This is a genomic window from Streptomyces sp. NPDC012825 (assembly GCF_042900925.1).
Taxonomy (GTDB): Bacteria; Actinomycetota; Actinomycetes; order Streptomycetales; family Streptomycetaceae; genus Streptomyces.
Map to the genome: position 1 here is coordinate 999,140 of NZ_JBIBBZ010000001.1, position 18,263 is coordinate 1,017,402.

The following is an 18,263-nucleotide window of genomic DNA, read 5'->3' on the forward strand; positions in this document are numbered from 1 at the left end:
CGCCCACTCTACCGGGCCGGGAATCCGGAGGTCAGTGCTCCGCTGAGGAGTGGTCAGCCGACGGCTCGGCCGAGGTGACCAGTTCCGTGAGGACGCCGTGGCAGTCCTTGGGGTGCAGGAAGGTGATCCGGGAGCCCATGGAGCCGGTCCGCGGCTCGTCGTAGAGGACCCGGACGCCCTTGCCGCGGATGGCGTCGGCGTCGCCGTCGACGTCGGCGGTGCCGAAGGCGATGTGGTGCACCCCCTCGCCGTTCTTGGCGAGCCACTTGCCCACCGCCGAGTCCTCCCGGGTCGGCTCCAGGAGCTGGAGGTAGGAGGCCCCGCCGTCCGAGGTGTCGTTGATCTTGAGCATGGCCTCGCGGACGCCCTGCTCCTCGTTGACCTCGGTGTGGAAGACCTCGAAGCCGTAGGTCGCGCGGTAGAACTCGACGGTGGCGTCGAGGTTGGAACAGGCGATCCCGATGTGGTCGATTCGCGTCAGCATGGCTCCAGTGCAACCCCGGCGGGGTGGTTACGCAACGTGCGCGCCGTCACACCGTCGGGCCGATGACCGGGCGCCGCGCGCCTCAGTACATTGGCGGTAAACCCTCGTTCACTTCTCATCCCAAGGGGCCGTGCCTCATGTCTGGAACGACCGGTACCACCTCAGTGATCGTCGCGGGCGCCCGCACGCCCATGGGTCGCCTGCTCGGCTCGCTCAAGTCCTTCTCGGGCGCCGAGCTCGGCGGCTTCGCCATCAAGGCCGCCCTCGACCGGGCCGGCATCGGCGGCGACCAGGTGCAGTACGTGATCATGGGCCAGGTGCTCCAGGCGGGTGCCGGTCAGATCCCCGCCCGCCAGGCCGCCGTCAAGGCCGGCATCCCGATGAACGTCCCGGCCCTCACCGTCAACAAGGTGTGCCTCTCCGGGCTCGACGCCATCGCCCTGGCCGACCAGCTGATCCGCGCCGGCGAGTTCGACGTGGTCGTCGCCGGCGGCCAGGAGTCGATGACCAACGCCCCGCACCTGCTCCCGAAGTCCCGCGAGGGCTTCAAGTACGGCGCGATCGAGATGCTCGACGCCATGGCGCACGACGGCCTCACCGACTCCTTCGAGGGCATCGCCATGGGCGAGTCCACCGAGCGGCACAACACCCGCCTGGGCATCGAGCGCCCCGCGCAGGACGAGATCGCGGCCCTCTCGCACCAGCGCGCCGCCGCCGCCCAGAAGAACGGCGTCTTCGAGGCCGAGATCACCCCGGTCGAGATCCCGCAGCGCAAGGGCGACCCGGTGATCTTCGCCAAGGACGAGGGCATCCGCGCCGAGACCACCGCCGAGTCCCTCGGCAAGCTCCGCCCGGCCTTCACCAAGGACGGCACGATCACCGCCGGCACCTCCTCGCAGATCTCCGACGGCGCCGCCGCCGTCGTCGTGATGAGCAAGGCCAAGGCCCAGGAGCTGGGTCTGGAGTGGATCGCGGAGATCGGCGCCCACGGCAACGTGGCCGGTCCGGACAACTCCCTCCAGTCGCAGCCGTCCAACGCGATCCTGCACGCCCTCAAGAAGGAGGGCCTGAGCGTCGACGACCTCGACCTGATCGAGATCAACGAGGCCTTCGCCGCGGTCGCCGTCCAGTCGATGAAGGACCTCGGCATCACCACCGACAAGGTGAACGTCAACGGCGGTGCCATCGCGCTCGGCCACCCGATCGGCATGTCCGGCGCCCGGCTCGTGCTCCACCTCGCCCTGGAGCTCAAGCGGCGCGGCGGCGGCGTCGGCGCGGCGGCCCTGTGCGGCGGCGGCGGCCAGGGCGACGCCCTGATCGTCCGTGTTCCCGGCGTCTCCGGCGTCTCCGGCAAGTAAGCACCCAGGCAAGGAGTTCCGCACATGGTGGACGTCCCCGCACTCGTCGCCCAGGCGCGCGAGGGCAGGCCCCGGGCCGTGGCCCGGCTGATCTCGCTCGTGGAGGGGGCGTCCCCGCAGCTGCGCGAGGTGATGGCGGCGCTGGCGCCGCTCACCGGCGGCGCGTACGTGGTGGGCCTGACCGGCTCGCCCGGCGTCGGCAAGTCCACCTCGACGTCCGCGCTCGTCACCGCCTACCGGCGGGCGGGGAAGCGGGTCGGCGTCCTGGCCGTCGACCCGTCCTCCCCGTTCAGCGGCGGGGCGCTGCTCGGCGACCGGGTCCGGATGTCGGACCACGCCTCCGACCCGGGCGTCTACATCCGCTCCATGGCCACCCGCGGCCACCTGGGCGGTCTCGCCTGGTCCGCCCCGCAGGCCATCCGCGTCCTGGACGCGGCCGGCTGCGAGGTGATCCTCGTGGAGACCGTCGGCGTCGGGCAGTCGGAGGTGGAGATCGCCTCCCAGGCCGACACCTCCGTGGTCCTGCTCGCCCCGGGCATGGGCGACGGCATCCAGGCCGCGAAGGCGGGCATCCTGGAGATCGGCGACGTGTACGTGGTGAACAAGGCCGACCGGGACGGCGCGGACGCCACGGCCCGCGAGCTCAACCACATGCTGGGCCTCGGCGAGGCGCGCGGCCCGGGCGACTGGCGGCCGCCGATCGTCAAGACGGTCGCGGCCCGCGGCGAGGGCGTCGACGAGGTCGTGGAGGCCCTGGAGAAGCACCGCGCCTGGATGGAGGAGCACGGGGTCCTGGCGGAGCGCCGCCGGGCCCGCGCGTCGCGCGAGGTCGAGACCATCGCGGTCACGGCCCTGCGCGAGCGGATCGGGGACCTGCGCGGCGACCGGCGGCTCGACGCGCTCGCGGAGCGGATCACGGCCGGCGGCCTCGACCCGTACGCGGCCGCCGACGAGCTGGTGGCGGAGCTGACGGGCAACTGAGCGGCACGCACGAGGAAGGGCCTCCCCGGGTCGCCGGGGAGGCCCTTTCGCGTACGGCCGGGTGCTACGGCTTGCCGCGCCGTCCGCGCAGCTGCTCCGCGATCGGCTTCAGGGACTCGTGGAGGTCGCCGAGCGCCTCCGGGGTGAGCTGGTCGATGAAGTGCCTGCGCACCGAGTCGACGTGGTGCGGGGCGACCTTGCGCATGGTCTCCATGCCCTGGTCGGTGAGGACGGCGTACAGGCCGCGCCGGTCGGACTCGCAGTTCTCGCGCCGGACCAGGCCGGCGTTCTCCATCCGGGTGATCTGGTGGGAGAGGCGGCTCTTCGACTGGAGGGTGGCCGCGGCGAGGTCGCTCATGCGCAGCCGGCGCTCGGCCGACTCCGAGAGGTTCACCAGGATCTCGTAGTCGTTCATCGTCAGGCCGAAGGGCTGGAGGTCCTTCTCCAACTGGTGCGTCAGCATCCTCTGGACGTCCAGGAAGGTGCGCCAGGCACACTGCTCGCCGTCGGTGAGCCACGGGGTGGCCGTCTCGGTCTCCATATGTGGATTCTACCTAAGAAGTTGAATTCTTGACGAAGTCTGGGAGCGTGACGCCGCGCACCCGGGGCCCCACCCGGCCGCCGTCCCCGCCGCACCACCGGCGCAGACGTTCGAGGGCGTCACACTCCGCAGACTACCGCTCACAGCCCGAAGCGACGCTGGAGGTCCCCCAGCTGGCCGGGAAGACGCGGTACCGAGGCCTGCTGCCCGTGGCCTGAACCGTACCCGCCGTGACCGCCCGGGACACCCGCCTGGGCCGGGGGCGCGCCGGTGTCCCGCTCCGCCATCAGCAGCTCCGTGGACTGGAGCAGCACCGTGCCCGCCCCCACGAACTCGAACTGGTGCTCCTCGCCCGAGGTGCCGCCCAGGCCCGTCAGGGCCCGTACGCCGCCCATCACGCCCGTCAGGTAGCCGTGGTCGTAGTGGTGGCAGGGCGAGGGGCAGTCCGCCCAGCCGACCAGCGCCTGCGGGTCCACCCGCAGCGGCGGCTCCATGAAGACCACCGGACCGTTCGACGCGGCCACGAACCTGCCCGTCCCGATCAGCGTCACGAAGCCCGGCACGATCGACTGCTTCAGCGCCAGGGTCGGCTGGTAGGCCAGCAGGTTCCCGGACCGGATCGTCAGGTTGCCCTCGTCCAGGTCGAAGGAGTTCACGTCGAAGGCCCGGTCCGCGAGCAGCATCTTGCCGCTGCCCTCCGCCACCACCCAGTCGCTCGCGTGCAGCGGCGAGTGGAAGGACGTCCGCACCAGCCGGTCGAGCCGCCCGTGCCCGATGCCGTTGAACTCGATCCGCCCGTAGTAGGCGATCATCTTGCCCTTCTGGAGGAACCACTGGGATCCCTTCAGCTCGACGCAAAATGTGTACGGATTGACGTTGTCGTCCGACGGCAGGGTGTGCGGGTCGTGGATGACAGGGGTGCTCACAGCTTCTCCTCCGAGGCCTGGACGTACACCGCGCCGCTGCCGCTCAGCTCCAGCTGGAACGCCTCGCCCGAGCCGCGCCCCACCATGTCGCGCCAGCCGAGCGCGGTGGAGAGCTTGTTGCGCACGTCGCCGTGGTGGGCCACGTACGCCTGCGGGTCGACGTGGACCGGGCGGCCCGGGACGATCGGCAGCTCGATCACGCCGCCGTGCGCCATCACGGCCACCGAGCCGTGGCCCTTCAGGGTGGTGGTGAAGAGGCCCTGGCCGGTCACCTGGCCGCGGACCATGCCCATGACCCCGCCCTGCGAGCCCATGAACATCGTGCCCTGCTCCAGCGTCCCGTCGAAGGCGAGCAGCCGGTCGGCCTCCACGTACAGGGTGTCGCCCGTCAGCGCGATCACCTGGATGTGGTGGCCGCCGTGCCCGAACATCACCGTGCCGCTGCCCTCCACCGTCATCAGCGGGGTCGCCTCGCCGGCCACCCGGCGGCCGATCATCGACATCAGGCCGCCCTGGCCGCCCGCCGTGTTCGGCGTGAAAGTGACGTCGCCCCGGTACGCCAGCATCGCGCCGCGCTGGCTGAACAGCCGCTGCCCCGGGACGACGGTCGCCTCGACCATCTTCGAGTTGATCTCGCGGAACGGCATCAGACGTCGCCCCCGATCGTGTTCCGCTCGCTGGGCTGGACGTACACCAGGCCGTCCCCCTCGAAGCGGATCTGGAAGGCCTCGCCGCCGCCCTCGCCCAGGAAGGTGCGGAAGGTCACACCCGACTGGAAGTGCTGCTGGAGGTTGCCCTGGTGGGCTATGTACGCGCCGGGGTCGACCTGGAGCGGGTACTGCGGGGTCACCCGCAGCACCACCGCCGGGCCGTCCGACATGAGCGCCGCCTGGCCCGTCCCCTCCACCGTCGTGGTGAAGAGGCCGTTGCCGGTGGCCCCGCCGCGCAGGCCCGTGAAGGTGGTGCCGGTGCGCAGCCCCGCGTCGGCGCAGAGCAGGTTGCTCGCCTCCACCCACAGCTTGTCGCCGTGCAGGGAGACGAGGTTGATCTCGGAGGCCCGGTCGGCGAACCAGCAGGTCCCCTGCCCGCGGACCTCCATCACCTCCATCTGCTCACCCGTGAGCCGGCGGGTCACCATGCCGCGCAGGCCCTCACCGCCGCCGCTCATCTTCTTGAACGCCATCTGGCCGTCGTAGGCGACCATCGAGCCGTTCTTCGCCTTCACGGCGTCGCCGGTCAGGGAGACGGCGAGCACCTTGCTGCCTTGCAGTCGGAACGTTGCCACGGCCCGAAGGTACTGGGGACCCGCCTAAAGGAACAGCAAAGTCGCCGTGCACAATGGACGGGCCCTTGTGCATCCGTTCACAAGATCGCGTCACGAGATCGCGTCACAAGACCGAACGAAGGTGATCCCCTCCGTGGACATCAAGACCGCCTCCTCCCTCCACCGGCTCCGGCTCGTCTCCGCGCCGGAGGCCGTCTCGTTCCTGCTCCTGCTCGTCTGCTCGGTGCTCAAGCGGACGACGGAGTTCAACGCGGTGCCGGTCATGGGAGCGATCCACGGCATCCTGTTCGTCCTGTACGTCCTCTTCTGGCTGGACGCCTGGAACCGGACCAGGTGGAGCTTCGGGACCGCCGCCCTGTACTTCGTCCTCTCGGTCCTGCCCCTGGGCGGCTTCTACGCCGAGCGGAAGCTGAAGCGCGAGGCCGAGGACGCGGTCATCGCGTCCCGCGCCCGCCGCGAGGGCACGGTGAACGCGTGATCGTCGCCTTCTCCGTCACCCCCCTCGGCGTGGGCGAGGACGTCGGCGAGTACGTCGCCGACGCCGTCCGGGTCGTCCGGGAGTCCGGCCTGCCGAACCGCACCGACGCGATGTTCACCTCGATCGAGGGCGACTGGGACGAGGTCATGGACGTCGTCAAGCGCGCCGTCGCCGCCGTCGAGGCCCGCGCGCCCCGCGTCTCCCTCGTCCTCAAGGCCGACGTCCGCCCCGGCGTGACGGACGGCCTGAGCAGCAAGGTCGCCACCGTCGAGCGGCACCTGGAGGGCTGAGCGCCCCCGTTCCCGTACGAAGCCCCCGCCCCGGGTCCTCCGGGCGGGGGCTTCTCCGCACCGTCCCGGGGCGGGGGTCACCCCGCCCCGGGCTGCGACACCGCGAGCCCCAGCGGGGTCCGCTCGTACAGCACCTGGTGGCCGTAGCGCCGGGAGGCGAGCAGTCCCGCGTCCCGCAGCACCGCCAGGTGCGCGGAGACGGTGGAGGGCGCCCGGCCGAGGAGGTGGGCGAGGGCCGTGGTCCCCATCGGCTCCGTCAGGGCGCACAGCACGTCCGCCCGCACCGGGCCGAGCAGCCGCCCCAGGGCCTCCGGGGTGCGGTCCCGGGCGTCCGTCCACAGCCCGCCGATCCCGCGCGCCGGGTACACCACCGTCGGCTGCCACGGCGGGTCGAACCCGCTCACCACCTCGGGCCAGGTGAACACCGACGGCATCAGGACGAGCCCCTGACCGTCCAGCGGCCGCACGTGCTCCCCGTGGTGGTCCACCCGGAGCGTGGCCGTCTCCGCCGCCCACTCGAAGGACGGGTGCAGCTCGCCCAGGAGCCGTTCGAGCCCGCCCTCCGCGAGCCGCCGCGAGTGGTACGCCACGTCCGCCTCCAGGAGCGCCCGCAGCCGCGGCCAGTCGGGCGCGACCAGCGCCTCCCACGCGGCCCGCAGCAGCTCGGCGAGCCGCTCCGCCGCGCCGGCCGGGTCCGCGAGCATCCGCCGCCCCTCCTCGGTCTCCACCGCCCCCGGGGTCGCGGCGAGCGCCCGCTCGAAGTCGTGCAGGACGAGCGCCGGATCGGTCCTCCGTACGGCCTCGATCTCCTCCTCGAAGGAGGCGGCGGGTCCCAGCGGCGGCGGGTACAGGAAGTCCGGGCTGTGCCCGCGCGCCGGCATCAGCAGGTGCAGCGGCCCCAGGTCGAGTTCCCGCGCGGCGCCCGCGATCCGCCGCATCCAGGGCAGGTGGTACCCCTGCTGCCGGGGCCGCGCGAGGACCCGCACGGCGGAGTGCGTCTCCCACAGCGGCGAGACGGCGAACCGGATCCGCAGCGGATCGGCCTCCCCGAAACGCAGGTGGTACGGCACGTCCCCTCCGGAAGATTCGCCTGGACCCGAAAGTCTAGGCGTCCCGGCCCCCCGACGGCAGGCTGCGCCCATGCCGAAACCCGACGCCCCGGACACCCAGGACACCCCAGGCCCTTCCGCGCCGACGGGGAAGTCCGCGCTCCTGTCGGCGGGGGAGCCGCCCCCGCCCGCCCACCGGCCGGAGGCCGCCCCCGGGCCCCCGCCCGCTCCCGACGGCGGTCCGGCCCCGAGGAGCGACGCGTCCGGCCCCGGCTACTCGGCCGTCTTCCGGGTGCGGGAGTTCCGGTTCGTGTTCGTGGCGCACCTGTTCTCCCTCCTCGGGGTCGTCGTCAGCGAGCTCGCGCTGACCGTGCTCGTCTACGACCTCACCCGCTCCCCGCTCCTCTCCTCCCTCACCTTCGCCCTCGGCTTCCTCCCCTACCTGCTCGGCGGCACCCTCCTCGCCGGTCTCACCGACCGCCTCCCGCCCCGCCGGATCCTCGTCGGCTGCGACCTCGTCTGCGCCGCCTGCGTCGTCCTGATGACCGTCCCCGCCACCCCCGTCGCCGCCCTGCTCGCGCTGCGCTGCGCCGTCGCCGTCGTCTCGCCCGTCTTCCACGGCACCCGTACGGCGACCCTCGCCGACGTCCTCGGCGAGGGCGACCTCTTCGTGCTCGGCCGCTCCCTCCTGAGGATCGTCTCCCAGAGCGCCCTGCTCGCCGGGTTCGCCGCCGGCGGCGTCCTGCTCACCGTCGTCCCGCCGCGCGGCGCCCTCGTCGTCACCGCCGCCACCTTCCTCGCCTCGGCGCTGCTGCTCCGCCTCGGCACCGTCCGCCGCCCCGCCCGGGGCGCCGGGGACACGGCGGGCGGCCTCGCCGGCACCTGGGCCGTCCTCCGCGACCGGCGCGTGCGCGCCCTCATGGTGATGTTCTGGGTGCCGCCGCTCTTCGCCGTCGTACCGGAGGCGCTCGCCGCCCCCTACGCCGACGAGATCGGCGTCTCCACCGCCGCCCTCGGCCTCCTCATGTGCGCGCTGCCCGTCGGCACCGTCACGGGCGAGCTGCTCGCCGGCTCCCTCCTCTCCGCCGCGGCCCGCTCCCGGATCGTGGTGCCGCTCGCCGTCACCGGCGTCCTGCCCTACCTGCTGTACGCCGTCGAGCCCGGCGTCGTCCTCGCGGCCGCCGCGCTCTTCCTGGCCGGCGCCACCGGCGCGTACACCCTCGGCCTCGACGCCCGGTTCGTCGCCGCCGTGCCCGAGGAGCGGCGGGGGAGGGCCATGACCCTGATGACGGCGGGCATGATGACCGTCCAGGGCGTCGGGATGGCGGGGGCCGGGCTCGCGGCCGAGTTCCTGCCCGTGCACACGGTCGTCGCGGGCACCGGGATCGTCGGCACGCTCTGCCTCCTCGCCGCCGCCGCGGAACTGCGGGCGGCCGGGGCGACCGAGGGACGAGACGGGGCTGACCGCCATGTTCCCCATGGGTAAGGTCGACGCGTGCCGAAGCCGCTCAGTCTCCCCTTCGACCCCATCGCCCGCGCCGACGAACTCTGGCAGAAACGCTGGGGCCCGGTCCCCTCGATGGCCGCGATCACCTCGATCATGCGCGCCCACCAGATCCTCCTCGCGGAGGTCGACGCCGTCGTCAAGCCGTACGGCCTGACCTTCGCGCGCTACGAGGCCCTGGTCCTGCTCACCTTCTCCAAGGAGGGCGAGCTGCCGATGTCGAAGATCGGCGAGCGGCTGATGGTGCACCCCACCTCGGTGACGAACACGGTCGACCGGCTCGTGCGGTCCGGCCTCGTCGCCAAGCGCCCCAACCCCAACGACGGCCGCGGCACCCTCGCCACCATCACCGCCAAGGGGCGCGAGGTGGTCGAGGCCGCGACCCGCGACCTGATGGAGATGGACTTCGGCCTCGGCGCGTACGACGCCGAGGAGTGCGCCGAGATCTTCGCGATGCTCCGCCCGCTCAGGGTGGCGGCGGACGACTTCGACGAGGCCTGACCCGCGCGAAGATCGCCCGGAACGTGCGGTTACGCTCGACGGCATGAAATCCAGCGTGCTGACCCGCTACCGCGTCATGGCGTACGTGACCGCGGTCATGCTCCTCATCCTGTGCGCGTGCATGGTGGCCAAGTACGGCTTCCACACGGGCGAGGACCTCACCTTCGCGGTCTCCCAGGCCCACGGCGTCCTCTACATCGTCTACCTGGTCTTCGCCTTCGACCTGGGTTCCAAGGCGCGCTGGCCGTTCGGGAAGCTGCTGTGGGTGCTGGTCTCCGGGACCATCCCGTTCGCCGCCTTCTTCGTCGAGCGCAAGGTCGTCCGCGAGACGCTTCCGCTGGTCAGCGGCGCGCAGCCGGCTCCCGCCAAGGTCTGACACCCCCCCCCGCGCCACACCGGCGCGGGGTCTGCCATCGACATTTACTAGGACGTCCTAGTAAATTCGGAGCATGGACGCTGACGCCATCGAGGAAGGCCGCCGTCGCTGGCAGGCCCGTTACGACAAGGCCCGCAAGCGGGACGCCGACTTCACCACGCTCTCCGGCGACGCCGTCGAGCCCGTCTACGGGCCCCGGCCCGGGGACGCCTACGAGGGGTTCGAGCGCATCGGCTGGCCCGGTGAGTACCCCTTCACCCGGGGACTGCACCCCACCGGCTACCGCGGCCGGACCTGGACCATCCGCCAGTTCGCCGGCTTCGGCAACGCCGAGCAGACCAACGAGCGGTACAAGATGATCCTGGCCGCCGGCGGCGGCGGCCTCTCCGTCGCCTTCGACATGCCCACCCTCATGGGCCGCGACTCCGACGACCCCCGCTCCCTCGGCGAGGTCGGCCACTGCGGCGTCGCCATCGACTCCGCCGCCGACATGGAGGTCCTCTTCAGGGACATCCCGCTCGGCGACGTCACGACGTCCATGACGATCTCCGGGCCCGCCGTCCCGGCCTTCTGCATGTACCTCGTCGCCGCCGAGCGCCAGGGCGTCGACCCGGCCGTGCTCAACGGCACGCTCCAGACCGACATCTTCAAGGAGTACATCGCGCAGAAGGAGTGGCTCTTCGAGCCCGAGCCCCACCTGCGCCTCATCGGCGACCTCATGGAGCACTGCGCGGCGAAGATCCCCGCGTACAAGCCGCTCTCCGTCTCCGGCTACCACATCCGCGAGGCCGGGGCGACGGCCGCGCAGGAGCTGGCGTACACCCTCGCCGACGGCTTCGGCTACGTGGAGCTCGGCCTCTCCCGCGGCCTGGACGTCGACGTCTTCGCCCCCGGCCTCTCCTTCTTCTTCGACGCCCACCTCGACTTCTTCGAGGAGATCGCCAAGTTCCGCGCCGCCCGCCGGATCTGGGCCCGCTGGATGAAGGAGGTGTACGGCGCGAAGACCGACAAGGCGCAGTGGCTCCGCTTCCACACCCAGACCGCCGGCGTCTCCCTCACCGCCCAGCAGCCGTACAACAACGTCGTGCGGACCGCGGTCGAGGCCCTCTCCGCCGTCCTCGGCGGCACCAACTCCCTCCACACCAACGCCCTCGACGAGACCCTCGCGCTCCCCAGCGAGCAGGCCGCCGAGATCGCGCTGCGCACCCAGCAGGTGCTCATGGAGGAGACCGGCGTCGCCAACGTCGCGGACCCGCTGGGCGGTTCCTGGTACGTCGAGCAGCTCACCGACCGCATCGAGGCCGACGCCGAGCGGATCTTCGACCAGATCAAGGAGCGCGGTCGCCGTGCCCACCCGGACGGGCGGCACCCGATCGGCCCGATCACCTCCGGCATCCTGCGCGGCATCGAGGACGGCTGGTTCACCGGCGAGATCGCCGAGTCCGCCTTCGCGTACCAGCGCTCCCTGGAGAAGGGCGACAAGCGGGTCGTCGGCGTCAACGTCCACCACGGCTCCGTCACCGGCGACCTGGAGATCCTGCGGGTCAGCCACGAGGTCGAGCGGGAGCAGGTCCGCATCCTCGGCGAGCGCAAGGCGCGCCGGGACGACGCCAAGGTCCGCGCCTCGCTCGACGCGATGCTGACCGCCGCCCGCGACGGCTCGAACATGATCGCCCCCATGCTGGAGGCCGTCCGCGCCGAGGCCACCCTCGGCGAGATCTGCGACGCCCTGCGCGACGAGTGGGGCGTCTACACGGAGCCCCCGGGCTTCTGACGAGCACCCGGCACACGCGTGAGGGGCGTTACGGGACTTCCCGTACCGCCCCTCACGCGTCCCGTGTTCCGGCCGCCGCCGCCGCGCCCAGGCCTCCCACCAGGAGGGCCGACAGGCGCGCCACCCACGGCCCGTCCACCGGCTCGGCGCTGACCAGGGCGCGGTGCACGACCGCGCCCGCGATCACGTCGAAGATCAGGTCGTCGGTGGCGTCGGCGGTGGACGGGCCGCGGTCCACGGGGAGTTCGCCGCGCCGCTGCGCCCGCGTCCGGCCCTCCAGGACCAGCCGCTTCTGGCGCTCGACGATGGAGGCGCGGATGCGCTCGCGCAGCGGCTCGTCCCGGGTCGACTCGGCGACCACCGCCATCAGGGCCGTCTTGGTCTCGGGGCGTTCGAGGAGCGCCGCGAATTGGAGCACCACGTGCTCGATGTCGGCCCGGAGCGAACCCAGGTCGGGGAGTTCGAGCTCGTCGAAGAGGACGGCGACCGCGTCCACCACCAGCTCGCTCTTGCTGGCCCAGCGGCGGTAGAGGGTCGTCTTCGCGACGCCGGCACGGCCGGCGACGTCCCCCATCGTGAGCTTGGACCAGCCCAGCTCGACCAGGGCCGCGCGGGTCGCCTCCAGGATGGCCGTGTCGGCCTCGGTGGAGCGGGGACGCCCGGTACGGCTGCTGCGGGGGTTGGCGCGGCTGTGCATGGACGACGACCATACCCGCCGGTAGGTACGGCGCCAGAGGCCCGCGATGTGAGGCAGTTCACCGTACGGATCGACCGTGCGCCCTCCCGCCGCCTCCGTCCCGGAAGTTACGCTACGACTCGTAGCGAAAGGCATTGAGCGGCCTGAGCGACAACCACGGCGCCGGGTGGGGACCCGGCGCGAACCCGACAACAGAAGACGGGCAACCGTGTCGCCCACGCGTCTCGCACACCGGCGGGAGGCGGGTGGACGGCGCGGTTCGGCCACGGCTTAACGGTTACGCGCGCGGAAGGGGGAGGATGTAGCCATGCAGCCCCGAAACATGTCCATGAGCGGCGTCGTCGACCTCGCCGCGGTGAAGGCGGCCGGAGAGGCCAAGGCGAAGGCGGAGCAGGCGCGCGCCGAAGCCGCCCGGCAGGGCGGAACGGCCGCCGTGCCCCCGTCCGCCCTGGTGATCGACGTCGACGAGGCGGGCTTCGAGCGCGATGTGCTCCAGCGTTCCGCCGAGGTCCCGGTCGTCCTCGACTTCTGGGCCGAGTGGTGCGAGCCCTGCAAGCAGCTCGGCCCCCTCCTGGAGCGGCTCGCCGTCGAGTACAACGGCCGCTTCCTGCTCGCGAAGATCGACGTCGACGCCAACCAGATGCTGATGCAGCAGTTCGGCATCCAGGGAATTCCGGCCGTTTTCGCGGTGGTCGCCGGCCAGGCGCTGCCGCTCTTCCAGGGCGCGGTGCCCGAGGCCCAGATCCGCGAGACCCTCGACCAGCTGATCGCGGTCGGCGAGGAGCGCTTCGGCCTCACCGGGATCGTCGTGGACGCGGGCGCCGACGGCCCGGCCCCCGCCGCGCGCCCGGTCGGCCCGTACGACTCCCTCCTCGAAGCGGCCATGGTCGCGCTCGACGCGGGCGACCTGTCCGGTGCCGTCCAGGCGTACAAGAACGTGCTCGCCGACGACCCGGCCCACCCGGAGGCCAAGCTCGGCCTCGCGCAGGCCGAGCTCCTGGCCCGCGTGGGGGACCTGGACCCGGGCGCCGTCCGCAGGAACGCCGCCGACGACCCGGCCGACGTCACCGCGCAGCTCGCCGCCGCCGACCTCGATCTGGCGGGCGGCCACGTGGAGGACGCCTTCGGGCGCCTGGTGGAGACCGTGCGCCGCACGGCGGGTGAGGACCGGGACGCGGCGCGGCTGCGGCTCCTGGAGCTGTTCGAGGTGATCGGCGCCGACGACCCGCGGGTGACGGCGGCCCGGCAGGCCTTGGCCCGCGTGCTGTTCTGAGGCGTTCCGAAGCCCCGTTCCGTGCGCCGGATCGTCCGGTGATTTGGCAGCGGAGTGACAAACGGCGGCCGCGCTTTACCAAAACTTGGTAATCGCGGCCGCTGTTACTTGCAGTAAATCGAACCCGGCGTTCTGCCCGGATTCATCCGTCGATCTCCCGACATTCCCCACCCTTCGAACGCACCCAGTGTGCCTGTTCGGTCCCGTCTCGCCACGACGCGGTTATCCACCCGTTACTAGCCAGTAACGAACCCCCTTGTGCGGGCGCCCGGAATGGACCACGATCGGCCACGCTCGGTCCGAACCGCACGACTCCGGCAACCAACCGGGGCCGCGGGGAGGGTCCCCACCGGGTGGACCGGCGCTCCGGCGCCGGTCGCGGACAGGGGGGTTCCCGCTCTCACCGAACGGGGCCTGTCCGACCGGGCCACGCGCACCGCGCGGCCCGTGGTTGTCGCTCGGGGGTGATCGCCGGTGATGCGGAGGCGTACTGCGCCGTTCGCCGTCCCGGCGCTCTCCTTCCCGAGGACGTAGCTCTTCTCCCATCGCAGAACGGGCCCACGCCCCTTCTGGAGATGTACGTCCGAGAAGGAGGATTCTCATGAAGTCCCAGGTTCGTGGCGGGACCAGATGGAAGCGTTTCGCCGTCGTCATGGTGCCCAGCGTGGCGGCGACGGCAGCGATCGGCGTCGGACTGGCGCAGGGCGCGCTCGCGGCGTCGTTCGCGATCTCCGGCCAGGAGTTCAAGGTCAAGGCGAAGCAGCTCGAGGGCTGGGACTTCGTCCAGTACGGCAGTTACGTCAAGGGCAAGGACCTCAAGGGCCAGAACCTCTCCGCGCCTGTCGCCGTCTCGGGCTTCTCCAAGGCATACATCACCAACATGTGCCAGTCCGTCGTGACCCCTGAGGTTCCGTTCGTCGGCCCGGTCTCTCTGCAGCTCACGGCCGGTACCGAGTTCGAGAAGTCCGGCAAGGAGGAGGACAAGGTCTACGCCGAGGGCATCTACCTTGATGTCTCCGACCTGAAGGCGGACGCCGCGTTCACCAACATCGACATCGGCGTCGCCGCCGGCGCGCTCAACGCCGAGAACAAGGGCAAGCCCGGCATCCAGCCCGGCACCGAGGAGAGGGCGCACCCGTACGGCTTCGGACAGCGTGCCGAGCACGCGGTGCTGTCGAACGTGGAGCAGAAGGCGTGGGCGACCACCGCCGCCACCTTCAAGCTTCCCGACCTGAAGCTGTCGCTGCACCGCGGCGTCAAGGAGTGCTTCGCCGGCTAGCACCGGCCCGGCGGGCGGGGGCGTCCCGTACGGCCCCGCCCGCACGGCCGCGTACCCGCGGCTCCATCTCTCTCAGTAATTCTTCTCAGCAAGACCGCTTCCAGGGAGCTGTTTCCATGAGCGCCGAGTCCACTGCTTCCCGCGAAGTCCCCCAGGAGAACCGGTTCAAGGTCTGGCGGCAGACCCGGCCCTTCTGGGCGGGACTGTTCACCCTCCTCGGCGGCGTGCCGATCGCCTACCTCCCTTACGGCGACATGCGTCTCGGGAACATGACCCTCGCCATGGCGACGACCGCCGGAGCGGGCGCGCTGATCATCGGCGTCCTGCTCGTCACGCTCGGACTGACGATGTGGTTCCAGCCCATCGTCCGGGTGTTCGCGGGCGTCGCGGCGATCATCCTGGCGCTCGTCTCCCTCCCGGTGTCGAACTTCGGTGGCCTGGTCATCGGGTTCCTGCTCTCCCTGATCGGCGGTGCCATGTCCATCTCCTGGGCACCCGCGCCCCCGGTCGAGGAGACGGAGGACGGCGGCGAACCGGAGGTCTCCGCGGAGGCCGGAGCCGTGCTGACGGCCGGTCTGCCGGAGCAGCGCGGGCCGGAGCACCACGCGACCGACAAGACGATCGACGCCAACGGCGGGAGGAACAGTGCGGGGTGACGAGACCCAGCCGGCGCTCGCGAAGGGCGGACCGCGGCACGCGGCCCCACGCAAGTCGCTGCTGAACAGGATCCAGGGCCCCGCGGGCAAGGCGATGGCGCTGGCCGCCATGCCGACCGCGGTGTTCGTGGGCATGGGCCTCACGCCCAAGATCGCCCTCGCCGACGACAAGGACGTCCCCTTCGCCCCCGGCCCCTGCGTGACGCGCTCGGACGAGCCGACGCCGGAGGCCTCGGAGACGGAGAAGGAGACGGCGAAGCCGACGGCCACCCCCTCGGCGACCGCGACCACGTCCCCCTCGGCGACTCCCTCCGGCACCCCTTCCGCCACCGCGACGCCGACGCCGACCGCGACGGCGACCGGACGGGCGGCCACGCCGGGGACGGGGACCACCACGGCCCCGGAGCCCGCCGCCACCCCGACCTCGACGGCCGCGCCCACGCCGACGAAGTCGAAGAACCCGCTGGACCCGCTGGGTCTGGGCGACGCCCTGAAGGACATCTTCGACGGCCTGGGCCCGAAGCCGACGGCCACACCCACCGCGACGGCCACCGTGACGGCCACACCCACGACGGTGCCGACGACCCCGGCCCCGACCGCCTCCGCCAAGACCGCCGCGCCGAAGGCCACCGAGGCGCCGAAGCCGACCGCCGACCCGGCGGCCGAGCGGACGAAGGCCGCGATCCGCGAGGCGGCCGAGAAGGCCGGTGCCGAGGTCGAGGAGCTGCCGGAGAGCGCGCGGGGCCTCGACGCCAAGAAGGACGAGGACATACCCGAGGGCGCCAAGCCCCGTGTCCCGTGCCCCGTGCACGACGAGGCGGCGCTCGCGGCCGCGGAACTGGAGCCCGGCATCCCGCTGCTCCCGGACGAGCCGTGGCGCCTGGAGAGCACGCTGCTCACGCTGAACGGTCTGAAGTACCACGGCATCGTCGAGGTGAAGACCTACGGCGGCAAGATCAAGAAGGCGCTGAAGTTCACCGCGACCACGGTGAAGATCAAGGACCTGCACCAGATGACGGTGCACTCCGAGGGACGCACGGCCCACGTCCGCTCCGACAGGGGTAAGGAGTCGACCATCACCGAGGGCACGGTCACGATGTACACGGAGGAGCTGAAGGGCAACATCTTCGGCCTCCCCTTCGCCCGGATCACCTTCAGCCCGGAGACCCCGCCCCCGCTGAACGTCCCGCTCGTCTGGTTCAGCGACGTGGAGCTCAAGCAGGCCGGCCAGTTCGGCGGCACCCTCAGGATCCCGGGCCTGCGCAACACGATCGAGCCGAGCTGACCCCCGTACCACTCCGGGAGCCGCACAAGGCGAAGCCCCCGTCCGCTTCGGACGGGGGCTTCGTCGTGCGTCGGGCGCGTCAGGCGCGCTCGCCGCCACCGAGGTGGTGGACCCGGACCATGTTCGTGGTGCCCGGGACGCCGGGGGGCGAGCCGGCCGTGATGACCATGGTGTCGCCCTCGTTGTAGCGCTGGAGCTTGAGGAGTTCGGCGTCCACGAGGTCGACCATCGCGTCGGTGTTGTCCACGTGCGGGACGACGAAGGACTCGACGCCCCAGCTCAGGGTGAGCTGGTTGCGGGTGTTCTCGTCCGTGGTGAAGGCGAGGATCGGCTGCTGGACGCGGTAGCGGGAGAGGCGGCGGGCCGTGTCGCCGGACTGGGTGAAGGCGACCAGGGCCTGGCCGTCCAGGAAGTCCGCGATCTCGCAGGCCGCGCGGGCGACCGAACCGCCCTGGGTGCGCGGCTTCTTGCCCTGGACCAGGGGCTGGAGGCCCTTGGAGAGCAGCTCCTCCTCGGCCGCCGTGACGATCTTCGACATCGTCTTGACGGTCTCGATCGGGTACGCGCCGACGGAGGACTCGGCCGACAGCATGACCGCGTCCGCGCCGTCCAGGATCGCGTTGGCGACGTCGCTCGCCTCGGCGCGGGTCGGACGCGAGTTGGTGATCATCGACTCCATCATCTGGGTGGCGACGATGACCGGCTTGGCGTTCCGGCGGCAGAGCTCCACCAGGCGCTTCTGCACCATCGGGACCTTCTCCAGCGGGTACTCCACGGCGAGGTCGCCGCGCGCCACCATGACCGCGTCGAACGCGGCGACGACGTCGGCCATGTTCTCGACGGCCTGCGGCTTCTCCACCTTGGCGATGACGGGGACCCGGCGGCCCTCCTCGTCCATCACCTTGTGGACGTCCTTGACGTCGTTGGCGTCGCGGACGAACGACAGGGCGACCATGTCGCAGCCCATCCGCAGGGCGAAGCGCAGGTCGTCGACGTCCTTCTCGGACAGGGCCGGGACGTTGACGGCCGCGCCGGGCAGGTTGATGCCCTTGTGGTCCGAGACGACGCCGCCCTCGATGACGATGGTCCGGACCCGGGGGCCCTCGACCTCGGTCACCCGCAGCTCGACGTTGCCGTCGTTGATGAGGATCTGGTCACCCTTGGAGACGTCGCCGGGCAGACCCTTGTAGGTGGTGCCGCAGATCGACTTGTCGCCCGGGACGTCCTCGGTGGTGATGACGAACTCGTCACCGCGCACCAGCTCGACCGGGCCCTCGGCGAAGGTCTCGAGGCGGATCTTCGGGCCCTGGAGGTCGGCGAGGACGCCGACGGCGCGCCCGGTGTCCGCGGAGACCTGCCGGACGCGGTCGTACCGCTCCTGGTGTTCTGCCTGGGAGCCGTGGCTGAAGTTGAATCGGGCCACGTTCATGCCGGCCTCGATGAGAGCCTTCAGCTGCTCATACGAGTCGACGGCGGGGCCCAGCGTGCAGACGATTTTGGAACGGCGCATGAGGCGGATCCTATCG

General features: G+C 71.7%; 20 protein-coding genes. 12 read left to right on the top strand and 8 right to left on the bottom strand.

All coding sequences use genetic code 11. The features are described from left to right. Positions 1–31: 31 nt before the first annotated feature. Positions 32–484, bottom strand: a complete 453-nt coding sequence (gene mce / locus ACFY7E_RS04835) for a methylmalonyl-CoA epimerase (RefSeq protein ID WP_389480733.1) — start codon at positions 482–484, stop codon at positions 32–34. Positions 485–621: 137 nt separating this feature from the next. Between mce and ACFY7E_RS04840 the strand changes: the two genes are divergently transcribed. After that, entirely contained in the window at positions 622–1,842 is a 1,221-nt protein-coding gene (locus ACFY7E_RS04840; protein WP_389480736.1) for an acetyl-CoA C-acetyltransferase, read from the top strand. A gap of 24 nt (positions 1,843–1,866) precedes the next feature. Continuing rightward, complete coding sequence (gene meaB, locus ACFY7E_RS04845) at positions 1,867–2,823, top strand: methylmalonyl Co-A mutase-associated GTPase MeaB (RefSeq protein ID WP_383443834.1); 957 nt, start codon at positions 1,867–1,869, stop codon at positions 2,821–2,823. Positions 2,824–2,887: 64 nt separating this feature from the next. Here the strand turns inward: meaB and ACFY7E_RS04850 are convergent, their stop codons facing one another. The 4 genes from ACFY7E_RS04850 to ACFY7E_RS04865 all read right to left on the bottom strand — a co-directional run bounded on the left by ACFY7E_RS04850 (position 2,888) and on the right by ACFY7E_RS04865 (position 5,575). Beyond that, positions 2,888–3,364, bottom strand: coding sequence for a MarR family winged helix-turn-helix transcriptional regulator (locus ACFY7E_RS04850; RefSeq protein WP_383443831.1), 477 nt, complete (start codon positions 3,362–3,364; stop codon positions 2,888–2,890). A 140-nt stretch (positions 3,365–3,504) separates the two neighbouring features. Further along, positions 3,505–4,290 carry an AIM24 family protein gene (locus tag ACFY7E_RS04855; protein ID WP_389480740.1) on the bottom strand — a complete coding sequence of 262 codons (786 nt, stop codon included), beginning with the start codon at positions 4,288–4,290 and terminating at the stop codon, positions 3,505–3,507. After that, the gene (locus ACFY7E_RS04860; RefSeq protein WP_109185396.1) at positions 4,287–4,937 is read right to left on the bottom strand and encodes an AIM24 family protein; all 651 of its coding nucleotides are present in this window, start codon (positions 4,935–4,937) and stop codon (positions 4,287–4,289) included. The genes ACFY7E_RS04855 and ACFY7E_RS04860 overlap by 4 nt, the downstream gene beginning before the upstream one ends. Then, positions 4,937–5,575: an AIM24 family protein gene (locus ACFY7E_RS04865; RefSeq protein WP_383443823.1), complete on the bottom strand. Its 639-nt coding sequence runs from the start codon at positions 5,573–5,575 to the stop codon at positions 4,937–4,939. The genes ACFY7E_RS04860 and ACFY7E_RS04865 overlap by 1 nt, the downstream gene beginning before the upstream one ends. Positions 5,576–5,708: 133 nt before the next feature. Between ACFY7E_RS04865 and ACFY7E_RS04870 the strand changes: the two genes are divergently transcribed. Together ACFY7E_RS04870 and ACFY7E_RS04875 are read left to right on the top strand one after the other, a co-directional pair. Further along, positions 5,709–6,053: a DUF3817 domain-containing protein gene (locus ACFY7E_RS04870; RefSeq protein WP_383443820.1), complete on the top strand. Its 345-nt coding sequence runs from the start codon at positions 5,709–5,711 to the stop codon at positions 6,051–6,053. Then, positions 6,050–6,343 (top strand): MTH1187 family thiamine-binding protein, encoded by a 294-nt coding sequence (locus tag ACFY7E_RS04875; protein ID WP_383443817.1) that lies wholly within the window; start codon positions 6,050–6,052, stop codon positions 6,341–6,343. Before ACFY7E_RS04870 ends, ACFY7E_RS04875 begins: the two co-directional genes overlap by 4 nt. Before the next feature lie 77 nt (positions 6,344–6,420). On the opposite strand, the gene ACFY7E_RS04880 is transcribed toward ACFY7E_RS04875, so the two are convergent. Continuing rightward, entirely contained in the window at positions 6,421–7,413 is a 993-nt protein-coding gene (locus ACFY7E_RS04880; RefSeq protein ID WP_389480744.1) for a DUF5937 family protein, read from the bottom strand. Positions 7,414–7,483: 70 nt separating this feature from the next. Between ACFY7E_RS04880 and ACFY7E_RS04885 the strand changes: the two genes are divergently transcribed. From ACFY7E_RS04885 to ACFY7E_RS04900, 4 genes are all read left to right on the top strand, one after another. Next, complete coding sequence (locus ACFY7E_RS04885) at positions 7,484–8,878, top strand: MFS transporter (protein ID WP_389480746.1); 1,395 nt, start codon at positions 7,484–7,486, stop codon at positions 8,876–8,878. A gap of 9 nt (positions 8,879–8,887) precedes the next feature. Further along, complete coding sequence (locus ACFY7E_RS04890) at positions 8,888–9,397, top strand: MarR family winged helix-turn-helix transcriptional regulator (RefSeq protein ID WP_383443808.1); 510 nt, start codon at positions 8,888–8,890, stop codon at positions 9,395–9,397. 43 nt (positions 9,398–9,440) lie between these two features. Next, positions 9,441–9,773, top strand: coding sequence for a DUF3817 domain-containing protein (locus ACFY7E_RS04895; RefSeq protein ID WP_389480748.1), 333 nt, complete (start codon positions 9,441–9,443; stop codon positions 9,771–9,773). 73 nt (positions 9,774–9,846) lie between these two features. Then, positions 9,847–11,547, top strand: a complete 1,701-nt coding sequence (locus ACFY7E_RS04900) for a methylmalonyl-CoA mutase (protein ID WP_389480750.1) — start codon at positions 9,847–9,849, stop codon at positions 11,545–11,547. 52 nt (positions 11,548–11,599) lie between these two features. Here the strand turns inward: ACFY7E_RS04900 and ACFY7E_RS04905 are convergent, their stop codons facing one another. After that, entirely contained in the window at positions 11,600–12,244 is a 645-nt protein-coding gene (locus ACFY7E_RS04905) for a TetR/AcrR family transcriptional regulator (RefSeq protein ID WP_389480753.1), read from the bottom strand. A gap of 307 nt (positions 12,245–12,551) precedes the next feature. On the opposite strand from ACFY7E_RS04905, the gene ACFY7E_RS04910 reads away from it, so the two are divergent. The 4 genes from ACFY7E_RS04910 to ACFY7E_RS04925 all read left to right on the top strand — a co-directional run bounded on the left by ACFY7E_RS04910 (position 12,552) and on the right by ACFY7E_RS04925 (position 16,737). Next, the gene (locus ACFY7E_RS04910; RefSeq protein WP_389480756.1) at positions 12,552–13,517 is read left to right on the top strand and encodes a tetratricopeptide repeat protein; all 966 of its coding nucleotides are present in this window, start codon (positions 12,552–12,554) and stop codon (positions 13,515–13,517) included. 601 nt (positions 13,518–14,118) lie between these two features. Then, the gene (locus ACFY7E_RS04915; RefSeq protein ID WP_389480758.1) at positions 14,119–14,796 is read left to right on the top strand and encodes a DUF6230 family protein; all 678 of its coding nucleotides are present in this window, start codon (positions 14,119–14,121) and stop codon (positions 14,794–14,796) included. Between the two features lie 116 nt (positions 14,797–14,912). Further along, the gene (locus tag ACFY7E_RS04920) at positions 14,913–15,452 is read left to right on the top strand and encodes a DUF6114 domain-containing protein (RefSeq protein WP_389480761.1); all 540 of its coding nucleotides are present in this window, start codon (positions 14,913–14,915) and stop codon (positions 15,450–15,452) included. After that, positions 15,442–16,737, top strand: coding sequence for a hypothetical protein (locus ACFY7E_RS04925; protein WP_389480763.1), 1,296 nt, complete (start codon positions 15,442–15,444; stop codon positions 16,735–16,737). The genes ACFY7E_RS04920 and ACFY7E_RS04925 overlap by 11 nt, the downstream gene beginning before the upstream one ends. Positions 16,738–16,816: 79 nt before the next feature. Here ACFY7E_RS04925 and pyk read toward each other — a convergent pair whose 3' ends face one another. Then, positions 16,817–18,247 (bottom strand): pyruvate kinase, encoded by a 1,431-nt coding sequence (gene pyk, locus ACFY7E_RS04930; RefSeq protein WP_389480765.1) that lies wholly within the window; start codon positions 18,245–18,247, stop codon positions 16,817–16,819. Positions 18,248–18,263: the final 16 nt, after the last annotated feature.